General features: G+C 72.0%; 21 protein-coding genes. 5 read left to right on the forward strand and 16 right to left on the reverse strand.

The genetic code is table 11. The features are described 5' to 3' along the window. Positions 1 to 70: 70 nt before the first annotated feature. Both V6V47_RS11205 and V6V47_RS11210 read right to left on the reverse strand, forming a co-directional pair. Positions 71 to 1,162: an IS630 family transposase gene (locus tag V6V47_RS11205; RefSeq protein ID WP_334628044.1), complete on the reverse strand. Its 1,092-nt coding sequence runs from the start codon at positions 1,160 to 1,162 to the stop codon at positions 71 to 73. A gap of 73 nt (positions 1,163 to 1,235) precedes the next feature. Then, the gene (locus tag V6V47_RS11210; RefSeq protein ID WP_334628045.1) at positions 1,236 to 1,871 is read right to left on the reverse strand and encodes an Rv0361 family membrane protein; all 636 of its coding nucleotides are present in this window, start codon (positions 1,869 to 1,871) and stop codon (positions 1,236 to 1,238) included. 132 nt (positions 1,872 to 2,003) lie between these two features. Between V6V47_RS11210 and V6V47_RS11215 the strand changes: the two genes are divergently transcribed. The 4 genes from V6V47_RS11215 (at position 2,004) to V6V47_RS11230 (ending at position 5,437) form a co-directional block, all read left to right on the forward strand. Beyond that, the gene (locus V6V47_RS11215) at positions 2,004 to 2,906 is read left to right on the forward strand and encodes a hypothetical protein (RefSeq protein WP_334628046.1); all 903 of its coding nucleotides are present in this window, start codon (positions 2,004 to 2,006) and stop codon (positions 2,904 to 2,906) included. Continuing rightward, entirely contained in the window at positions 2,903 to 3,586 is a 684-nt protein-coding gene (locus tag V6V47_RS11220; protein WP_334628047.1) for a hypothetical protein, read from the forward strand. The genes V6V47_RS11215 and V6V47_RS11220 overlap by 4 nt, the downstream gene beginning before the upstream one ends. Positions 3,587 to 3,747: 161 nt before the next feature. Next, entirely contained in the window at positions 3,748 to 4,686 is a 939-nt protein-coding gene (locus tag V6V47_RS11225) for a sialidase family protein (protein ID WP_334628048.1), read from the forward strand. A gap of 64 nt (positions 4,687 to 4,750) precedes the next feature. Then, positions 4,751 to 5,437 carry an SGNH/GDSL hydrolase family protein gene (locus tag V6V47_RS11230; protein WP_334628049.1) on the forward strand — a complete coding sequence of 229 codons (687 nt, stop codon included), beginning with the start codon at positions 4,751 to 4,753 and terminating at the stop codon, positions 5,435 to 5,437. Positions 5,438 to 5,507: 70 nt separating this feature from the next. On the opposite strand, the gene V6V47_RS11235 is transcribed toward V6V47_RS11230, so the two are convergent. The 12 genes from V6V47_RS11235 to V6V47_RS11290 form a co-directional block, all read right to left on the reverse strand. Beyond that, complete coding sequence (locus V6V47_RS11235; protein WP_334628050.1) at positions 5,508 to 6,866, reverse strand: hypothetical protein; 1,359 nt, start codon at positions 6,864 to 6,866, stop codon at positions 5,508 to 5,510. Further along, complete coding sequence (locus V6V47_RS11240) at positions 6,863 to 7,831, reverse strand: alpha-ketoacid dehydrogenase subunit beta (RefSeq protein ID WP_334628051.1); 969 nt, start codon at positions 7,829 to 7,831, stop codon at positions 6,863 to 6,865. The genes V6V47_RS11235 and V6V47_RS11240 overlap by 4 nt, the downstream gene beginning before the upstream one ends. After that, positions 7,831 to 8,802, reverse strand: coding sequence for a thiamine pyrophosphate-dependent dehydrogenase E1 component subunit alpha (locus tag V6V47_RS11245; protein ID WP_334628053.1), 972 nt, complete (start codon positions 8,800 to 8,802; stop codon positions 7,831 to 7,833). The genes V6V47_RS11240 and V6V47_RS11245 overlap by 1 nt, the downstream gene beginning before the upstream one ends. Next, positions 8,799 to 9,590, reverse strand: coding sequence for a DUF3050 domain-containing protein (locus V6V47_RS11250; RefSeq protein ID WP_334628054.1), 792 nt, complete (start codon positions 9,588 to 9,590; stop codon positions 8,799 to 8,801). The genes V6V47_RS11245 and V6V47_RS11250 overlap by 4 nt, the downstream gene beginning before the upstream one ends. Positions 9,591 to 9,593: 3 nt before the next feature. Next, positions 9,594 to 10,523: a phytanoyl-CoA dioxygenase family protein gene (locus tag V6V47_RS11255; RefSeq protein WP_334628055.1), complete on the reverse strand. Its 930-nt coding sequence runs from the start codon at positions 10,521 to 10,523 to the stop codon at positions 9,594 to 9,596. Further along, a complete protein-coding gene (gene hppD / locus V6V47_RS11260; RefSeq protein ID WP_334628056.1) occupies positions 10,520 to 11,611 on the reverse strand; it encodes a 4-hydroxyphenylpyruvate dioxygenase in 1,092 nt (363 codons plus the stop codon). The genes V6V47_RS11255 and hppD overlap by 4 nt, the downstream gene beginning before the upstream one ends. 73 nt (positions 11,612 to 11,684) lie before the next feature. Next, positions 11,685 to 12,923 carry a beta-ketoacyl-[acyl-carrier-protein] synthase family protein gene (locus V6V47_RS11265; RefSeq protein WP_334628057.1) on the reverse strand — a complete coding sequence of 413 codons (1,239 nt, stop codon included), beginning with the start codon at positions 12,921 to 12,923 and terminating at the stop codon, positions 11,685 to 11,687. Beyond that, positions 12,920 to 14,536: a class I adenylate-forming enzyme family protein gene (locus tag V6V47_RS11270; protein ID WP_334628058.1), complete on the reverse strand. Its 1,617-nt coding sequence runs from the start codon at positions 14,534 to 14,536 to the stop codon at positions 12,920 to 12,922. Before V6V47_RS11270 ends, V6V47_RS11265 begins: the two co-directional genes overlap by 4 nt. Next, entirely contained in the window at positions 14,533 to 15,021 is a 489-nt protein-coding gene (locus tag V6V47_RS11275) for a beta-ketoacyl synthase chain length factor (RefSeq protein WP_334628059.1), read from the reverse strand. The genes V6V47_RS11270 and V6V47_RS11275 overlap by 4 nt, the downstream gene beginning before the upstream one ends. A 107-nt stretch (positions 15,022 to 15,128) precedes the next feature. Beyond that, entirely contained in the window at positions 15,129 to 16,223 is a 1,095-nt protein-coding gene (locus tag V6V47_RS11280) for a beta-ketoacyl-[acyl-carrier-protein] synthase family protein (RefSeq protein WP_334628060.1), read from the reverse strand. Further along, the gene (locus V6V47_RS11285) at positions 16,216 to 16,461 is read right to left on the reverse strand and encodes an acyl carrier protein (protein WP_334628061.1); all 246 of its coding nucleotides are present in this window, start codon (positions 16,459 to 16,461) and stop codon (positions 16,216 to 16,218) included. Before V6V47_RS11285 ends, V6V47_RS11280 begins: the two co-directional genes overlap by 8 nt. Beyond that, entirely contained in the window at positions 16,461 to 16,727 is a 267-nt protein-coding gene (locus V6V47_RS11290) for an acyl carrier protein (RefSeq protein WP_334628062.1), read from the reverse strand. Before V6V47_RS11290 ends, V6V47_RS11285 begins: the two co-directional genes overlap by 1 nt. 15 nt (positions 16,728 to 16,742) lie before the next feature. Here V6V47_RS11290 and V6V47_RS11295 point away from each other — a divergent pair, with 15 nt between their 5' ends. After that, positions 16,743 to 17,450: a 4'-phosphopantetheinyl transferase family protein gene (locus V6V47_RS11295; RefSeq protein ID WP_334628063.1), complete on the forward strand. Its 708-nt coding sequence runs from the start codon at positions 16,743 to 16,745 to the stop codon at positions 17,448 to 17,450. Here the strand turns inward: V6V47_RS11295 and V6V47_RS11300 are convergent. Together V6V47_RS11300 and V6V47_RS11305 are read right to left on the reverse strand one after the other, a co-directional pair. Then, positions 17,378 to 18,727, reverse strand: coding sequence for a class I adenylate-forming enzyme family protein (locus tag V6V47_RS11300; protein WP_334628065.1), 1,350 nt, complete (start codon positions 18,725 to 18,727; stop codon positions 17,378 to 17,380). The genes V6V47_RS11295 and V6V47_RS11300 overlap by 73 nt on opposite strands. Before the next feature lie 409 nt (positions 18,728 to 19,136). Further along, entirely contained in the window at positions 19,137 to 19,640 is a 504-nt protein-coding gene (locus V6V47_RS11305) for a MarR family winged helix-turn-helix transcriptional regulator (protein WP_334628066.1), read from the reverse strand. Positions 19,641 to 19,668: the final 28 nt, after the last annotated feature.

Here is a 19,668-nt window from a genome sequence, read left to right on the forward strand (position 1 = left end):
CCACCGCTCGTATCCGTTGTGGAGCCCGATATCCATCGAACACGCCAGGGGCAAGTGAGCCGCTGCCTGTCTAGTGTGCTGCGCCGGAAATTCGCCTACACAATCGGGCGAGTGATTCCAGGACTTCTTCGGCGGTCTTGGTCCAGATGAACGGCCGCGGATGGCTGTTCCAGTCAGCGATCCAGGACCGGATATCGGCTTCCAACGCCTGCACGCTTTTGTGGGTGCCGCGGCGGATCTTCTGATCGGTGAGGAAGCCGAACCAGCGTTCGACCTGGTTGATCCAGGACGAGCCGGTTGGGGTGAAGTGCATGTGGAAGCGGGGGTGTTTCGCGAGCCAGGCTCGGACGGCGGGGGTTTTGTGGGTGCCGTAGTTGTCGCAGACCAGGTGGATGTCGAGCTCAGCCGGCACAGTCTTGTCGATCGTGATCAGGAATTTCTTGAACTCGACCGCCCGGTGCTGGCGGTGCGACTGGCTGATGACCGTGCCGTCGGCGATGTCAAACGCGGCAAACAAGCTGGTGATGCCGTTGCGGTGGTAGTCGTGAGTCCGGCGTTCGGGCATGCCGGGCGTCATCGGCAGGACCGGCTGCGAGCGGTTGAGGGCCTGGATCTGGGATTTCTCGTCCACGCAGAGCACCACGGCTCGCTCGGGTGGATGGTGATACAAGCCGACGACGTCGACGAGTTTTTCGATGAACTGCGGTTCGGTGGACAGCTTGAACGTATCGGCCCGGTGGGGTTTGAGGCCGAAGTCGCGCCAGATCCGGCCGATCGTTGACGTCGACAGCCCTGATCGTTCTGCCATCGAGGTGCGCGACCAGTGCGTGGCGTTACGCGGGGCCTGCTCGAGAGTGGCGACCACGACCTCCTCGACCTCGTCCAAGGCGATCGACGGCGGCCGACCGGGACGCTGTTCATCGATGAACCCGTCGAGACGTTCGGCCAGGAACCGCCGCCGCCATTTACCCACGGTGGACAGATGAACATCCAGAGCCGTTGCTACATCAGTGTTCGAGGCGCCTTCCGCGCACGCCAGGATGATCCGAGACCGCATAGCGAGGATCTGCGAGGACTTCGCCCGGCGCGACCACCGGGTCAACGTCACGCGTTCCTCATCGGTCAACACCAGCGGTGCGGTAGGGCGCCCGGTTCGTGCCATCAACCCACCCCGCACCGAATTATCAGGCGAATTTCCGGCGCAGCCCGCTACGTGCTCGGCGAGCTGCTCGCGGTCAGTTCGGCGCCGAGCTGACGGTGGGCTGCCCCGCGCTCGGGTCGCACACCGTCCAGCGCTTCTCGTGCTTGCGGAAGTGCAGCGTCACCGGCTCCTGGCCGACCACGGTGACCAGCGCGGTGGCGGTGTCGCCCGTGACGCTGACCCCGGTGGTGGTGACCCGCATCCGGTGCTCCGCGGGCATCTCGATCGGGTCGTTCGCCTCCGGGTGGATGTCGACCTCGTCGTCGTCGAGCGTGGCGGCTTCCTCCGGGCACAGCAGCTCGGCGAGCTTCGGTTGGTCCGCGGTGTCGATGGCGGCGGCGAACTCGCTGACCAGGCTGGTGATCGCGCGTTCGTCGCTGTTCGCGTCGCCGCGGTGGCGCAGCGCGGTGACGACGAGCACGGCGACCACGCCGAGAACCACCACCACGGCAGCAGCACCCGCGATGAGAATGACGCGGCGCCGCTGACCGCGCGGCGGCTCGGTCGCCGCCGGCGGCGCCGGCTCGGTCGGTGGCGGCGGTGGCGGCTCGGTCGGTGGCGGCTCGGTCGGCGGCACCGTCGGTGGCGGCGGCACCGTCGGTGGCGGCGGCTCGGGTGGCGTTCGCGGCTCGGGCACCGGATCGGCGGGAGTGTCCGGGTGGTCGGTCATCTCACCCCTTCGCCTATATCGGACCTTCTTCCGGGTCTGATCAGCATAGGCCGTGACTGATATCTGGCGTGAACCCGCTTATGCTCCGATGTAGATGAACGGGGATCTACGGAAGTAAGGGCGGTACGGGGGTTGCCGACCACCAGCAGATTCAAGCCGATCGCTCGCGTCGTCACCGCGCTGACGTTGTTGTTCGCCCTGGTGACGGCCGGGGCGGTGCCAGCGTCGGCAGCACCCTGGGACAAGGACGCCTGCGCCGCGCAACAAGGCGCCGTGGAACGCGTCCTGGCCCAGATCAAGGTGCACAACGCGAAGCCGCACGTGTTCACCCTGCCGCGGCAGGCCGCCGCCTACAACGCGTACAACGCCGAGGCCGCCAGCCTCGGCGCGGCGCGTACCCAAGCCACGAGTGCGCTCACCGCCTGCATCAGCGCGATCGCCGCCATGGCGGACCAGCGGCCCGGATCGCCCACCTTCACCCAGCCGACGGCGCGCGAGTTGAGCGACCTGACGGCGGCACTGAGGAAGATCCCGCCGAACTTCCCACCGCGCACCACGCCGATCGGGGGTGGAAATACGTGGAGCGTCCCGAAGACCAACCCCGAACGCGCGGTCTTCGATGTCCTTCGGAACTATTCGCCGGGAGACCCTCGCAACTGGCGTCCCTACACGCTGCAGGGTCAGCGGATGCCCACTGCCGGCGCCGCAGACCCATCCGCCCTCGGCCGGGTCGTCGGCGTCTGGCCGAGGTCGGGGGCTCCGGGCGTGTCGCCCGATCACATCGTCCCGCTCGCCCGCATGATCTACATGCAGAACTTCATGAAGCTGACCCCCCAGAACATGTTCCGGGTGGCGTCCGCGCCGGTGAATCTGCAGTGGATGTCGGGATGGGCCAACACGAGTAAGGGATCGCGGAGCGTGGGAGCGCTGACCAAGTTCGACCCTGCCTGGCAGGCCGCTCAGGTCCGGTTGGAGGCCCGGGTCTACCGGCAACTCCAGGACATCATCAACAAGCTGCTCAAGAGTCAACAGTGAGTGGCCTGCCCATCGTCACCGACGAGGCGATCCTGGACGCCGCCTTCGCCCCCGCGCTGAGCCTCGTCGCCGGCGTACCGGACGACCTGCACCCGGAGTGGCTGCCGGTGGTCACGGCGGCCACCGCCGAGGAGCGGATCGCGGCGGCCCTGGCCCGGTGGACCCTGGACTTCACCGGCCTGGTGCCGCAGTTCTTCGGTGAGTTCTGCAGCCGGCTGCTGGACGTCCGGCTCGGCCGGGCAGCCGGCGATCTGGCGCTGATCTACGTCGTCCGCGGTCGCGCTGACGAGGTGGTCGTCTGGCTGGGCTGGGACCCCCGGCAGTTCCGCGAACCACGGTTCTGGGACCGTTTCCCCGCCGCCGTGCAGACGTTCCTCCAGACCGTGCACGCCGGCTTCAGTTACCCCGATGGCGTCTCCGGAGGGCTGGCACACGTCGCCGAGATGAACACGTACGCGGAGTGGGCCGAGGAACCCGACGGCCTGGTGGGCTGGGACGAGGAGCAGGACATCGCCTCGACCCGCCTACTGGTCATCACCAGCAACGGCACCAACCTGTTGTACTGCGTCTCGCCCGACCTGCCCACCGGCACCCTGGCTCTCGTCTACGAGGGCGACATCGACCCGCAGCCGTTCGACGCGAGCATCGACGCCCTCATGCTGCGCCCCCTGGAGGAGTGAGCTCGGGTCCCCGACGGGCGCACGATGAAGCCCCGTCGACCGGGGACCGGTCGCTAGTTCGTCGCGCGTTCGCCTGTTGGCCGCGCGGGCGTCGGCGTGGGCGGCTACCGTCGGCGACCGCCACGCCCCCGCTCTGCCCGCGCCCCAGGAGGCCGCCGCGCATGACGTCGTCACCCACCCGTCGCACCACCGCCGAGGTCACCGCCGTGCACCGGATCGGCGACAGCGCGCCGCACAACGCGTTCACCGACCTGATCCGGTACGCCGGGAGGTGGTTCTGCGCCTTCCGCGAGGCGCGGACGCACCTCTCCGACGACGGGGTGATCCGGGTGTTGACCTCGACCGACGGGCGGTCGTGGGCGTCGGCGGCGACGGTGCGGCAGGACGGCGTCGACCTGCGGGACCCGCACTTCGTCCTGCGGCCCGACGGGCGGCTGCAACTGCTGGCCGCCGCCGCCACCGGCGAGACCACCAAGACGTTCCACACGGTGACCGCACTCTCCGTCAACGGGCACGCCTGGGGTGACCCGGTCCCCGTCGGCGAACCGGGCGTCTGGGTGTGGCAGGCCGCCTGGCACGACGACGTCATGTACGGCGTCGGATACGCCACCCGGGACCCGCGGTACGCCCGGCTCTACCGCAGCGATGACGGCATCAACCTGCAACCGTGGGTGTCGACGATGTTCGAGGGTGGTTACCCCAACGAGTCGGGGCTGGTCTTCGACCCGGACGGCACGGCGCACTGCCTGCTGCGCCGCGACGGGGACGACGCCACCGCGCAGCTCGGCCGGGCACTGCCGCCGTACCGGGACTGGACCTGGACCGACCTGGGCGTGCAGGTAGGCGGGCCAACCCTGCTGCGGCTGCCTGACGGGCGGCTGCTGGCCGGGGTACGCCTGCTCGACGACGCGGTGCGCACCGCGATCTGCGCCGTCGACCCCGAGCACGGCGAGCTGACCGAACTGGTCGCGCTGCCCTCCGGCGGCGACACCAGCTATCCCGGCCTGGTCTGGCACGACGAGGCGCTGTGGGTCAGCTACTACTCCTCGCACGAGGACCGGACCTGCGTCTACCTGGCCGAGGTCAGGCTGCCGAGCTGACCGGCCGCACCGGCCGGCAGGCCGGGCTCTGGTCGGCGCACCTCGGGTCGGCTAGCGTTCCGGCATGCCATCGACGCTCACCGAATCGACGGACCCGTACTGCCTTCGTCGCGGGGAGGCCGCCGAGCTGCTGCGCAGGCACCCCTGGCGGCGGTTCGTGGCGCTCGGCGACAGCGTCGTGGAGGGCATGTGCGAGCCGACGCCGGGCTATCCGGACGTGCAGTGGGCCGACCGGATCGCCGCCGAGCTGGCCGCCGTCCGCCCCGAGCTGGCGTACCGGAATCTGGGCCGGCGTGGCCTGCGGGCACACCAGGTCCGAGCCGAGCAGCTCACGCCGGCGCTGGCCTTCGAGCCGGACCTCGCGCTGGTGGTGTGCGGCGGCAACGACGCCTTCCATCCGGCGTACGACGCGGACGCGGTGGACGCCGAGCTCACCGTGATGATCGGCGCGTTGCGGGACGTCGGCGCGGACGTGGTCACGATCGGCATGTTCGACGTGTCGTACAGCCCAGCGGTGCCCGAGCCGCTGCGTGCCGGCCTTCAGGAGCGGATGCGACGGCTCTCGGCGCACACGGCGCAGCTGGCCGAGCGACTGGGCACCCTGCACGTGCACCTGACCGACCATCCCCTGACGGTCGACCCGAGCATGTACAGCACCGACGGCCGCCACGGCAGCGCCCGCAGCGACGCCGTAGCGACCGCCGAAACCCTCCGCCGCCTGTCCGCCCACCTCCCCCGCGAGCCTCGCTGATCATGAGGTTGGCGGGGCCGAAAGCGGCCCGAGGTGCCGCTAACCTCATGATCAACAGAGGAGGGCGGAGCTAGTCGTGCAGGAGGATGCCGGTCAGGAGGACGCCGTGGGCCAGGTTGAGGATGCCGTCGCAGCCTGGGTAGCCGACTCTTGCCAGGCCGCCGGAGCCGCGCCGGCCGAACAGGTACGGGGCCAGGCTGTACGGGACGTCGGCCGTCACCGTCTCCCCCGTCTCGATCTGCACGAAGTCCATCGGCACCACGTCCGCCGGCAGGTACTGCTGGAGGATCGCGCCGCCCCGGTCCACGGCGGCCCGTACCCCCTCGGCCCAGGCCGCCGGGCTCAGCTCCGGGCCGATCAGCACGCCGATCCCGGCCGAGCCGTCGGCCGGTTTCGCCACCAGCTCGCTCTGCTCGGCGATCGCCCGGTCCAGCACCGCCTCGGTCAGCGGCACCGTGTACGGCACGTGGCGGCGGATCAGGGCCTGGTCGTCGGCGGGCAGCCCGTCCACGTCCTCCCAGAGCCACGCGAACGTGACCTTGTTGCCGAGCAGCCAGGCCGCCGCCGAGACGAACATCGGTAGTGTGCCGGCGGCGAGGGCCCCGGCCACCGCGTCCAGGCCGGCGGTCGGGGTGACCCGGTTGGGCACGAACAGCCGGAACAGCGCGTCCACCGGGGCGCCGTCGACCACCAGCCGCTGGTCGGCGTCCAGGGTGGCGGTGGACACCGGGGCGATGACCAGGTCGATGCCGAAGTCCCGGGCCCGTACGGCGAGGGGGTCGAGGATCCGGATGAACGTCTCCGGGTCGTCGAGGCCCGGATAGTCCGCGTCGAAGTCCATGAGCAGCGCCACCCGGGCACCCTCGGGCAGCCGCAACTCCTCGCGGATCGCCACGAACCGCTGGTCCAGCAGGGACGGCGCGGCCCGCACCGGCAGCCCGTCCAGGATGCCCTGCTCCCGGTAGAGCTGCGCGAACCGCTGGATGACGGTGTCGGCGTCGAAGCCGCCGCCGAGGCTGCTGTCGATGTTGTACTCGACGAACCGGGGCACTCCCCCGGAGAAGAGCACATCCGGGCGGTACGCGGCGAGCAGCGCCTCGCTCAGCGGCTCGGCCTCGTCCAGCAGCCGGGTCTCCCCCTGCGGTACGCCGAGCAGCCGGCGCAGCTCACCGGCGGTGCCCACCCGACGTCGGCAGGCGTCCAGGATGAGCTGGGCCAGCCGGTCGCAGACCTCGTTGAGCTCCCGCCAGGCGTCGGCGGTGAGCACCGGGGGGCGGGCCAGCCGCCACTGCTTGTTGTAGGTGGCCCGGCCGTGGAAGACCCGCTCCCAGGCTGCCGCGCCGCTGGCCACCATGGCTCGACGGGCCGGCTCCGGCAGGTCCGTCCAGGCCTGGTCGGCCGACGGCCACGGGTAGTTCGGGTCGGTCATGTCTCGTCCTTCATCGTCAGGTGGATGGCGGTGGCGAGCTGGTCCCGGCCGGGTTGGACGGCCCGGTCCAGCGCCGGGGCGAACGGCAGCACCGCCCCGTCCGGGCGGGTGACCCGACGCGGTGGCGCGAGCAGCCGCACCCGCTCCACCACCGTCGCGATGATCTCGGCGGCCATCCCACAGGTGCGGTTGCCGTCGTCGACCACCACCAGCCGCCGGGTGCGGGCCACCGACTCGGTCAACCCGTCCCAGTCGAACGGGTAGAGCGTGCGCGGGTCGAACACCTCCACCGAGACCTGGTCGGCCAGTTCCTCGGCCACCGCGAGCGCGTCGTGCACCAGGTGCCCGATCGCGACCACCGTGACGTCGTCCCCGAAACGGTGGATCCGGCCCCGGCCCAGCGGCACCGGCTCCAGATCGGAGACGTCCTCCCGGAGGTCCATGGCGCCGGCCGGGGCGAACAGCACCACCGGGTCGTCGTGCCGGATCGCGGTGACCAGCAGCCCGTACGCGTCGGCCGGCGTGGCCGGCACGACGGTGACCACGCCGACGTGGGCGAAGAGGCTGTACGGGTGGTCGGAGTGCTGCCCGGCCCAACCGGTACGCGAGCCGGAGCCGGGCACCAGGTAGGTGACGGGGACACTGCACTGCCCGCCGGTCATCAGCGGGAACTTGTGCGCGTGGTTGACGATCTGCTCGAAGACGAGGAACAGCAGCGAGGGGATCTGGAACTCGATCACCGGCCGCAGCCCGGCCAGCGCCGCGCCGGTGGCGAAGCTGGTGAACGCCTGCTCGGACAGCGGGGTGTCGCGTACCCGCTCGTTCCCGAACCGTTTGGCCAGCCCGGTTGTCACCAGCGACGCGCCGACCTGGATGTCCTCGCCGAGCAGGAACACCGCCTCGTCGCGGGCCAACTCGTCGGCGAGCGCCCTGGTCAACGCCCGCCGGTACGACAGCCGCGGCATCAGCCACCTCCGGCGCGGGCGGTCAGGCCGCTGGCGTAGAGGTACGCCAACGCGTCGGCCGGGTCCGGCTCCGGGCTGGCCAGAGCGAACCGCACCGCCGCGTCGAGGGTCGCCTCGACCTCGGCGTCCACGGTGGTCCGCTCGTCGTCGGCGAGCCGTTCGCCCTGGATGCGCACCGGGTCCCGGGCCCGGCCGCGCGCCACCTCGTCGGGCGGGCGGTAGTCGAGGCGTACCGCGTGTTCGAAAGTGTGGTGGGCGTCGAAGCGGTAGGTCCGGGCCTCGACCAGTTCGGGGCCGCCACCGGCGCGCATCCGGTCGACGGCGGCGGCCGCGGCGACGCGGACCGCCTCGGGGTCCTGGCCGTCGACCTCGACGGCCGGGATACCGAACGCGGCGGCCCGGCCGGCAATGGTGCCGGCCACCGCGCCGACGACCGGCATGGTGGTGGCGTAGCCGTTGTTCTCGCAGACGAACAGCACCGGCACCCGCCAGAGCGCGGCCAGGTTGAACGCCTCCAGCAGCATCCCCTCGTTGACCGCGCCGTCGCCGAAGAAGCTCACCCCGACGGTGTCCTGGCCCTGGCGCCGTCGGGCCCACACCGCGCCGGTGATGATCGCCCCGGACGCGCCGACGATGGCGTTGGCGCCGAGCACACCGAGGCTGAAGTCGGCGGCGTGCATCGAGCCGCCCCGCCCGGCGTTGAGGCCGGTGACCCGGCCACACAGCTCGGCCATCATCCGCGCCGGGTCGGCGCCCCGGGCCAGGACGTGCCCGTGCCCACGGTGGGTGCCGGCGACCACGTCGTCGACACCCAGCGCGGCGCAGACGCCGGCGGCGATCCCCTCCTGACCGAGGTAGGGGTGGATGCCGCCGACGATCTGCCCGCCGTGGACCAGCTCCACCGCCCGCTGTTCGAACCGGCGGATCAGCCGGACCGCGCGGTAGAGCCGGACCGGGTCGGCGTCGGTCACGCGGGCCCCTTGACGGCGGCCAGGATGTCGTCCCAGAGGCGGGACCGGGCTGCCAGCGCGGTGTTGACGGTGTCGGCGCACTCCTGCCACTTGGTGTCGTCGTCGCCGCACAGGTCGGCGAGCATCTGCATGGCCATCGGGGTGTGCTGCTCGCCGTCGACCTCGATGTGCCGCTCCAGGTAGTCGACGAACTTGTGCAGCTTGTTGCTGCGCTCGTTGACCGCCACCACCTGCGTGAACATGTCCGGGATCAGGTCCTCCCGGCCGAACGCGAAGGCCGCCGCCTGACAGTGCACCGGGGTCGACTCGATGATCTGCCAGGTGGTGGCGGCGAACGCCGCCGACGCGGCCGGCGCCCCGGCCTCGGTGAGCGCGTCGGTGACCGGACGACCGGCACGCAGCAGATCGATCAGTGAGTTCACCGCGCTGGTGTCCGCACCGGCCTCCTGCATGCCCTGCACGTACAGCTCGAAGTGGCTGATGTAGCCCTCACCCAACTCGTCGCTCTCCTCCACCATCACGATGTCGTTGATGAGGCGGCGGCTGCCGGTCGGGCCGGTCGGGATCCACGGCACGGTCACGCAGGTGAGCTGACGCTGCAACGACTTCAGCAGCGACATGAAGTCCCAGACCGCGAAGACGTGGTGCTCCATGAAGGTGACCAGCGCCTCGTGGGTGTCCAGGTTGGCGTACAGCGGGTGCTTGACCACGGCGTCGCGCCGCTCGGTCACCGCCCGCTCCAGCCGCTCGATCCCCGGGTGGGTCCTACCCCAGTCGTACCGTGACATGTCTCAGCCTCCCTGCTGGGCGCGGTGGCGCCAGATGACCGGGCAGTAGTCGGGGTCCGCGTAATCCGGCCGCCCGTCGTGGGTGCGGCGGACCAGCACGTCGTGGTTGTACGCGGCGAGCGTGCCGTCCGAGAGCGGATACTCCCGCCAGGCGTTGTCGCCGTCCTGCAGGTGCAGCGAGATCGCCTGGCGGGGCCGACCGCTGACGTTGGGTCCGCTGCCGTGGTAGGTACGGCAGTGGTGGAAGCTCATGTGCCCCTTGGGGATCACCATCGGGATCTTGCGGATCTCGGCGCCGTTGTGTGCCGCGTTCTCGGCCAGCATCTCCTCCAGCTGGCTGCGATCCCGGTCGGCGAAGTGCCGCACGACGGTGTCGTCGGCGCCAATCTCCCGCCAGCGGTGCGAGCCGTCGACCATCGTGATGGTGCCCATCTCCTCCCCGCAGTCGTGGAAGGGGATGAACGCGGTGAGCATCTTCTCCGACGACAGGGCCGCCCAGTAGTGCTTGTCGAAGTGCCAGGGCACGATGTTGCTCGGCTCGCCGGAGATCGGCGGCTTGTAGATGAGCGTGGACTGGAACACCCGGATCTCGTCGGCCTGGGCGAGCCGGGCGGCGACCGCGCCGATCAGCGGCTTGCGCAGGATCGCGCCGAGCCCGTCGTGTTCGTGGTGGACGTAGTCGTTGTGCCGCTGCACCGGGCCCAAGGACTGCTCCCAGTAGGCCAGCTTCGGCGGCCGGACCGGCAGTCGACGGTCCCGCTCACCGTCGTAGTAGCGCTGCGTGGCGGCGGCGAGGGCATCGACCTCGTCGTCGGTGAGCAGCTTTCCCGACAGGTACCAGCCGTGCTCGGCGTAGTGCCGTACGTCGTCGTCGGAGGGCAGCAGCGCCTCCTCCTCGGCGGTCAGCACCGGTTCGAACTCTGTCGCGGTCACGCCCCCACCCCCTGTGGTGCGGCCGCCACGGCCGCCAACTCCCGCTCCTTGGCCTCGTAGAGCGCCTTGATGTTGCCGCTGCCGAAGCCCCGCGCGCCGCGCCGCTCGATCAGCTCCAGGAAGAGCGTTCGGCGGACGTGCATCGACTCGGCGAAGATCTGCAACAGTTGGCCGCCGTGGTCGGAGTCGACCAGGACGCCCAGGTCACGCAGCCGGTTCAGCGGCGCGTCCACCCGACCGACCCGAGCTTCGAGCGAGTCGTAGTAGCTGCCGGGGGTGCCGGCGAAGCGCACCCCGCGCCGCCCCAGCGTCTCGACCGCGGTGACGATGTCGTCGGTCCGCAGCCCCAGGTGCTGCACCCCGGCCCCGGCGTGCTGGTCGAGGAAGGCGTCGATCTGGCCCGGCCGGCGGGTGTGGTCCGGCTCGAGCAGCACCACGGTGACCTGCCCGGACGGGCTCTGCACCACCTTGGAGTTCATGCCCTGCCCGTCGACCTCGATGTGCTCCTCGAAGATCTCTCCGAAGTCGAACAGCCGCTGGTAGTGCCGGACCGTCGCGTCGAGCTGCCCGGGTGGCACGCAGACGGCCAGGTGGTCGATCTCGGCGAGGAGCGCCTTGTCACCGTCCGCCTGGAACGGAGTGGGCGCGATGCCGCCGGGTAGGAACTCGCTCCGGTCGCCGCGGCGCTGCACCAGGCGGTGCCGCACGTCGCCGAAGCCGTCCACCTCGGCGGTCACCACCTCGGCGTCCGCGCCGGTGCGGCTGGTCGGCGGCGTCACCCCTGTCGCGCCCCGACCGAGCAGCTCGGCGTACGCGGAGGCGACGTCGTCGACCTCGACGGCGACCACGGCGATGCCGTCGCCGTGCCGCTGCACGTACCGGGATGCCGGATGCTCGGCGCTCAGCCCGGAGGTGAGCAGCAGCCGGATGTCGCCGTGGCACAGCAGCAGCGAGCGCTGCCCGTCCAGGCCGGTCTCCGGGCCGCCCTGGCCGCAGACCTGGAAGCCGACGGCGGTACTGAAGTAGAAGGCCGCCTGCCGGGCGTCCCCCACGTAGAGTTCGATGTGGTCAATCCCACGGATGTCCATGTCCCCTGAAGCCCTTCCCACGGTTCCCCCCGTTGTGCCGTCCGGGCGCTGCGCGCCCGGGGTGCCGCGTCGATCACCTCCTCGGCTCGGGGACCCGCGCGAGCAGCAGGCTCACGTTCTGGCCACCGAACCCGAACGAGTTGGTCAGCGCGTACTCCGGATCGGCCTTGCGCGGCGTGCCACGGATGTGGTCCGCCGGGCAGGCCGGGTCCGGGTCGTCCAGGTGGTACGTCGGGGGCAGCAGCCCCCGACCGAGCGCCAGCGCGGTGGCCGCGGCCTCCAGCACCCCGGAGGCGCCCAGCAGGTGGCCGGTGAGCGCCTTGGTGGAGCTGACCGGCACGCCACCGACGCCGAAGACCTCTGCGAGGGCGGTGGTCTCGGCGATGTCGCCGAGCTTGGTGCCCGTGCCGTGCGCGTTGACGTAGCCGACCACCGCCGCGGGCACCCCGGCGCTGTCCAGCGCGCGTCGGATGCACGCCGCCGCGCCAGCGCCGTCCGGGCGGGGCGCGGTCGGGTGGTACGCGTCGGTGGTCGCGCCGTAGCCGGCCACCTCGGCGTACCCGGTGGCACCGCGCGCGGCGGCGTGCTCGGCGCTCTCCAGCACCAGCAGCGCGGCCCCCTCGGCCAACACGAAACCGCTGCGGGTCCGGTCGAACGGCCGGCTCGCCCGGCTCGGGTCGGCACCGGCACGGGCCAGCGCCCGGGCGTTGCCGAAGGTGTCGGCGAACGTGGGGAACAGCGGCGCCTCGCTGGCCCCGCAGAGCACCACGTCGGCCTCCCCGGTGCGGATCAGCCGGACACCGTCGGCGACCGCCTGCGCGCCGGACGCGCAGGCGGTGCCGACCGACGAGCTGTAGCCGCGGATGCCGTGCGCGATGGCGATCCGCGCCGCCGGCATGTTGGGCAGGATCCCGGTGAGCAGGTACGGGCTGACCGCGGCCCGACCCCGGGCGGCCCGGGCCAGCACCTGGGACTCCAGGGTGGCCATTCCACCGACGCCGCCGACGATCACCGCGACGCGGTCCGGCTCGACGTCCCGGCCGACCTCGATGCCGGCGTCGGCGAGCGCGTCCGCGGCGGCGAGCAGTGCGAGCACCACGATCCGGTCCAGCACCCGGGTCTCCGGCCCGGACGCGACCGTACGCGGGTCGATGTCGGGCAGCAGGCCGGCGACCTCCAACGACTCCCGGACGGGGTGCCCGTCGGGCGGCCGGGTCAGCCCGGACCGCCCGCTGGTCAACGCGTCGAAGGTCTCCTCGACGCCCCGGCCGGCGGGCGTGAACAGGCCCATCCCGGTGATCAGGGCGGTCATGAGGACGCCTCGGTGAGGTACTGCTCGCGCAGGGCGACCTTGCGGACCTTGCCGGTCACGGTGACCGGGATGTCGGCCGAGCGCACCGGCACGACCCGGCGCAGCGTGGCGCCGACGTCCTCGCCGAGCGCCGCCCGTACCCGCTCGGTGCGGTCCTCGGCCTCGTCGGCGCCGGCGGCCACCTCGAGCAGCACGTCGGTGACCACCCCGCCGGCCTCGGCGACGATCACCACGGTGCAGTCGGTGACGTCCGGGCAGGCCGCGAGGATCCGCTCCTCGGACAGCGCGGTGAAGAACCGCCGCCCGTCACCGGCGTCGACCGAGTCCACCGCGCGGTCCAGGTGGTAGTAGCGGCCGTCGGCGTCGGCGTAGACCAGGTCGCCGGTCAGGTACCAGCCGCGTTGCCGGAACCGGTAGGTGGTGACCGCGTCGTTCCAGTAGCCCCGGAACAGCGACGGCGAGTCGATGCCCAGGAAACCCACCTCACCGGTCGGCACCGGCTCGCCGTCGGCGTCCAGCACCGCGACCTTGGTGAACTGGTACGGCCGGCCGATGCAGCGCCCGTACCGGTCGGTGTCGGCGCGGTGGGTGATGTGGAACATCGAGTGCCCCATCTCGCTGGAGCCCAGCCCGTCGATGAAGACCGAGCCGGGCACCCGGGCCACCCCGTCGCGGGTGATGGTGTCCCGCCAGCCCACCGCGACCAGCTTGCGGATGTGCGGCTCGTGTGACGCGTCGCCGGTGTTGAACCACAGCCGCACCGAGTCCAGGTCGTACCCGGACAGGTCGAAGCGGGCCAGCTCGGCCCAGGTGACGGAGAACCCGAACACGCCGTCCGGGCGCCAGCGCTGGATCGCGTCGAGCATCTGCTCACCGCCCTGCTCGGACAGGAGGAACATCTCCGCCCGGTTGCCCAGCGCCTGGTTGACCATCAACACGGTGGCGGTGTGCGGGGCCGGCAACGCGTTGAGGATCCGCTTGGTGCCCTGCGCCTGCGGCATGGCGAGCAGGTGCCGGGTGGCGGCGAACAGGCTGGCGTGTGAGTGCAGCACCGCCTTGGGCACGCCGGTCGTCCCGGAGGTGTGGGTGATCACGATCGGGTCGTCGGGGTGGTGCCGGTAGTGCGCCGGGGCGGCGGCCGGGTCGCCCGTACCGGCCTGCGCGGGCGTGCCGAGCAGCGGTACGCCGAGGTCGTGCCCGGCCAGCAACGCGGTGTGCGCGTCGTCGGCGAGCACACCGACGCCCCGCAGCCGGCGGATGTACTCGGCGGCGATCTCCGGGCGGAGCTTGCCGTTCATCAGCGCGGGAATCGCGCCGAGCCGGGCCAGCGCCAGGAAACTGAGCACCATGTCGGCGGCGGTGGTGGCCCACACGGCGACCGGGTCGCGTGGGCGTACCCCGCGTTCGTGCAGCCAGGCGGCCCGGGAGGCGACCCGCTCGTCGAGCCGTCCCAGGGTGAACGGCGCCTCGGCCGGGTGCCCGTCGACAGCCGTGTCGAAGGTCAGCCCGGGCCCGTCCGGGTCCGCGCCGTGCGCCAGCACCCGGGCCAGCACGTTGCCCGCACCCACCTCGGTGTCGGCGGCCAACGCGCCCCGCAGTCCCCTTGTCCTCATGACCGTGCTCCTCCCCCCAGCAGCACCGCGACCGCCTCGGCGGGTGTGTCGGGTGCCTGTTCGATCAGGATCAGCAACACCTCGTCGGCGTCGCCGTCGTACAGCAGCAGGTCCGCCTCGGCGATGCCGTCGGCGCGCGGGTCCCCGGTCGGGCTCAGGCAGACCACCGGACCGCGCAGCCCCCAGCGGGCCGCGACGTGCCCGGCGACGCTGTTCGGCACGGACTGGAAGAAGAACAACGGGCCGATCCGCCCGCCGGCTTCGACGGTGGCCCGGACGTGCTCGGCGCTGACCCGGTCCCCGCTGGCACTGACCAGCACGACCCCGGTCCGCACCGCCGCAGGCACCGGTCCGACGCCGTACCGCTGCCGCAGACACCGCTCGGCGACAGCCACGACGGTGGGCGCGAACCCCGAGTGGACAAACCCGGCAACCCCCGGCGCAGCACCGTCCCCGACCTCGGACCACCGCGCCTCCGCGCGCACCCGCTCCCCCTCCTTCGGCGATCTTGCAGTTTCGGTCGCTGATTCGCGTACTTCGCCTGATTCGTCCGGGCCGAAAGTGCAAGATCGCGGGGCTGGGGTGGGGGTGGTCATGGGAGGCCGATCAGGAGAGCGGTGTTGGCACCACCGAAGGCGGCGTTCAGGGTCAGTGCGTGGGGCGTGGTGGCCGGGTGGGGAGCGGTGGTGATGACGTTGAGGGGGCAGTGCTCGTCCCGGCCCAGCCAGCCGGCGTTGACCGGCAGCTTGCCGTCGCGCAGCGCCAGCACGGTGACCACCAGTTCGAGCAGTCCGGACGCTTCCAGCGCGTGCCCGTGCAGCGCCTTGGTGGAGCTGACCGGGACCCGTGAGGCGTGCTCGCCGAGGGCCTGGCGCAGTGCCGTCGCCTCGGAGGCGTCGCTCTGCGCGGTGCCGGTGGCGTTGGCGTTGACGTACCCGACCGCCTCCGGCGGCAGCCCGGCCCGGCGCAGCGCCCCGCCGACCGCCCGCGCCAGCCCGGCTCCGGTCGGGTCCGGCTGACACGGGTGGAATGCGTCTCCGGTCCGCGCCCACCCCGCCACGCTGGCCACCGGCTCGGCGCCGCGCCGGCGGATCGCCGCGTGGGACTCCAGCACCACGGCGGCCACGCCGTCGCCGAGCAGCAGCCCTCGACGGCCGGTGCTGAACGGGCGTACCGCCCCGTCGACGGCGAGGGCCCGCCCGGCGTCGAAGAGCGCGAACTGGTCCGGCTCCACCAGATAGCCGGCCGCCACCACGGCCCGGTCGAGGTCGCCCCGGGCGATCAGCGCGGCGGCGTCGGCCACCGCCGTGCTCGCCGAGACGCACGCGCTGGTGTAGACCCGGGTGCCACCGCCCAGTCCATTGCGGGTGGCGAGCTGGCGGGCGAGCGCGGGCGCGTCCGGTGCGCCGTGCACGGCGAGCAGCAGCGCGCAGTCGCTCCGGTGGGAGCGGCCCAGGTCGGCCGCTTGGCAGGCCGCGTCGACGGCGGCGGCCAGCTCGTCGAGGAGCGGACCGACGTCGGGCAGCGTGGCCGCCACGGTGACTCGACGGGCGGCGGTGTCGAAGCGGCGCACCGGGCCGAACGCCGGCACGCCGGCCAGCACGCCGGCGAGCTGCGCGTCGGCGCCCCGACCAAGGGCACTGACCGCGTGTACGCCGGTGAGCTGGGCGGTACGCGACTCAACCATCTGCGGGAGCGGTCAACGACGCCCGGAACACCGCCAGGGCGTCGTCGACGGTACGGATACCGGCCAGCTCGTCGTCGGTGAGGTCGATCCGCCGCTCGTAGCGCTGCTCGACGAGGTGCACCAGCCAGGCGAGTTCCATCGAGCCGATCCGGTCGGGCACCTCGGCGGCCGGTTTCGCGGTGAGTTCGGCGAGCATGGTCAGCAGGTCAGCTCGCCCCAGGTCGGGCTGACCGGTCATCAGGCTTTGTCGCTCGTCGCCTCGGCGACGCGGTCGGCGACCATGGTGGTGAACTCGCCGACCGTCATCAGGGCGAGCTTCTCCGACTCGTCGTCGGCGAAGGTCAGGCCGTACCGGTCCTCGACCCGGACGGACAGGTCGGCCAGGGCGAGCGACTCCAGGTCGACGCCGGACGGGCCCAGCGTGGTGTCGTCGTCGAGCCCCTCGACGTCGTAGTTCATGTCGGCGAGCTGCTCGACGACGAAGGCACGGACCTCGGCGTTCATGGTTACCCTCTCTGGGTGGGCCAGCTGACGGTGTCCGGTCGGGACACCGTGTACGTGTGGGTCGGCCGGGACACCGGCGGTCGGCCGGATCCGGCCGGGCGGCTGCTGCGGCGGGCGGGTGCCGCGCTGCTCGGCCGCTCGGAGGTGGAGCTGGTGCTGACGCACCGGCCCGGTGGTGGCCCGGTCGTCCTGGTGGGCGGGCCCGTGGAGCAGGGCCGGCAGAGCGGGCCCGTGGAGTTGCCGGTCAGCGTCAGCCGCACCGACGGGGTCGTGGTGGTCGCCGCCCGTCCCGCCGGCCCGGTCGGGGTGGACGTGGAGCGGGTCCGCCCCCTGCCCGCGCTCGCGTTGGCCCGCCGCTGGTTCCCGCCCGCCGAGCTGTCCTGGCTGGCCGGCCGGCCCGAGGCCGGGCACGCGGTGGACTTCCTGCGGTTGTGGACCGCGAAGGAGGCGGTCGGCAAGGCGCTCGGGCTGGGGCTGCGCGATGAGGGCCTGCGTCGAAAGATGCCGCTGCCGGTCGGGCCCGCGCTGCGGGCGGTGCCCGGTCTCGCGGCCCTGCGGGTCGGCCACCCGGAGGTGGACGCGGATCTCGTCCTGGCGATCGGGGTGGTCGCGGGTGGCGAGGTCGACGTCGAGGTGGTGCAGCGGGCCGGTCATGGCGTGGCCGCCGAACGCAGCACGTCGACCGAGCGGACCAGCTTGCCGGTGGTGGTGCGAGGTAGCTGATCGAGCAGGTGCAGCACCCGGGGGCGCTTGTAGCCGGCCAACCGTTCGGCGAGCAGCTTGTCCAGCATCTCCTCGGACAGCGGCCCGTCCGGTTGGACGTACGCGGTGATGCCGTCGTCCCAGACCACCACCGCGGTGGCCACCCCGGGCAGTTCGGCGACGGTGGTCTCCACCTCGGTCAGGTCGACCTTCATCCCGCCGACGGAGACCTGCGAGTCGAGCCGGCCGCGGACGGTGACCAGGCCGGTGTCCTCGTCGACGGTGCCGGCGTCGCGGGTGTGCAGCCAGCCGTCGGACCAACGGGTCGGGTCGCTCAACCCGACGTACGGCGATGCCGGGCAGGAGACCCACAGCTCGCCGCCGGTCTCACGGACCTCGATGCCGGGCGCCGGGGCGATGGACGGCCGGTGCTGCCCGTGCAGGTCGGTGCCGATCACCCCGACCTCGGTCATCCCGTACATGTTGCCCAGCGGCACGCCGTACCGGTCGGTGAACGCCCGGGCCACCGCGGCCGGCACCAGCTCACCACCGGTGGTCATTCGCCGGAGCTGCGGCAGCGGGCCGGTCGGCCGGGTGGAGGCGAGTAGTCCGATGTGGAACGGCACGCCCAGCACGGTGGCCGGTGTCGGGCCGGCGGCGATCGCGGCCAGCACGGCGTCTCCGCTGAGGCGTTCCGGCGGGACCAGCTCGACTCCGGCGTGTAGGCCGTAGAGCAGGCCGCCGACGAGGCCGAGCACGTGCACCATCGAGGGCAGCAGGATGATCCGCTCGCCGGGCAGCGCCACCCCGTCGATCCGGGTGTAGCGGTGCACCTCGGCGACCAGGTCGGCCGCGGTCCGGCCGATCACCTTGGACGGGCCGGTGGAGCCCGAGCTGAGCTGGATCACGGCGTGGCCGCTCACCGCCGGGCGGTCGGCGTACCGGGTTACGCCCTCGACGACGTCGACGAAGATGCGCAGCGCGCCACCGCCGCTGCGCACCGGCGCGACCACCACCTGCGGGGTGAGCCGGGCCAGCGCGCGGTCCACCTCGTGGTCGGTCAGCCGGTGGTCGAGCAGGATCGCCTGTCCCCCGGCACGCCAGGTGGCGAGCAGGTTCACCACGTACGCCAGGGACGGCGGCAACCGCAGCGCAGCGGCACCGCCGGGGCGCAGTCCGGCGGCGGTCAGCCGGTCCTGCGCGGCGGTGACGAGCCGGTGCAGGGTGGACCGGTCGATCGGCTCGGGCAGTCGGAGACAAACGTCGGTTGGGCCTCCCGCGAACAGGACTTCGTCCACCCATCCGGGGTCTGTCGCCGTAGGATTTCCTGCCACCACTGCCGTTCACCGCCCAGCATCAAAGAGGGCAAATCTGCCCATCACGTACGCCTCTTGGGGTGCTGCGGGGAACCTTACGACGACCACAGGGGCATCGCTAGATGCAAATGGCTAGATCAGAAAGGGCGGCTGGCCGGATTGCCGACAGTCCGTTCGGCAGGCAGTATCGGGCGGGCAAGCCGGCATAGCGTCACCGTCGGATGACTCATCGTGCGTCCGGCGTGCGACCCCAGCCGGACGGCCGATGGCGGCGGCTGGGTCACCGGGTGAGCCCGATGAGGGTGGCCAGTCGGGCGACGCCGGCGGCCGCGGGGCCGTTGTGGGCCAATTCGGCGATGAGAGTACGGGCGGCAGGGTTGCCCAACGGCGATTATGCCGACGGGCGCCGTTTGGGTGGTCGATCGTCGCCGGCTTGGGGTTCTTCCAGCCTCCGGGCGATCTGTTCGATGGCGATGAGGTCTTCTGGGCCGAGCCGGTCGATGAAGTGGCGTCGTACCGACTCGAGGTGGGCCGGCGCGGCGTTTTCGAGCGCGTCCAGACCTTGCGCGGTGAGGACGAGGAAGCAGCCTCTGCCATCGGTCGGGTCGGGTGTGCGCCTCAAGAGACCGCGCGCCTCCATCCGGGTGGCGTGCCGGGACAGCCGACTGCGTGACCAGCCCATCTTGTCGGCCTGTTCCCCCAGGGTGCTGGTGTGGCCGGGCCGTTCCGACAGGGTACTCAGCACCTCGTAGTCGGGTTCGGAGAGCCCGATCGCGGCCAGATCGCGCGCCGTGCCGGTCTGGACGGCGACCACTACGCGCAGGAACGCCCGCCACGCCCGCTCCTCGTCAGGGTTCAACCAGCGTACGGTCCCGGTCGGCGGTTTCGTTGACATGTAATCAATCTAGCACTACGGTTCGTTT

Source organism: Micromonospora sp. CPCC 205539 (assembly GCF_036906815.1).
Classification (GTDB): Bacteria; Actinomycetota; Actinomycetes; order Mycobacteriales; family Micromonosporaceae; genus Micromonospora.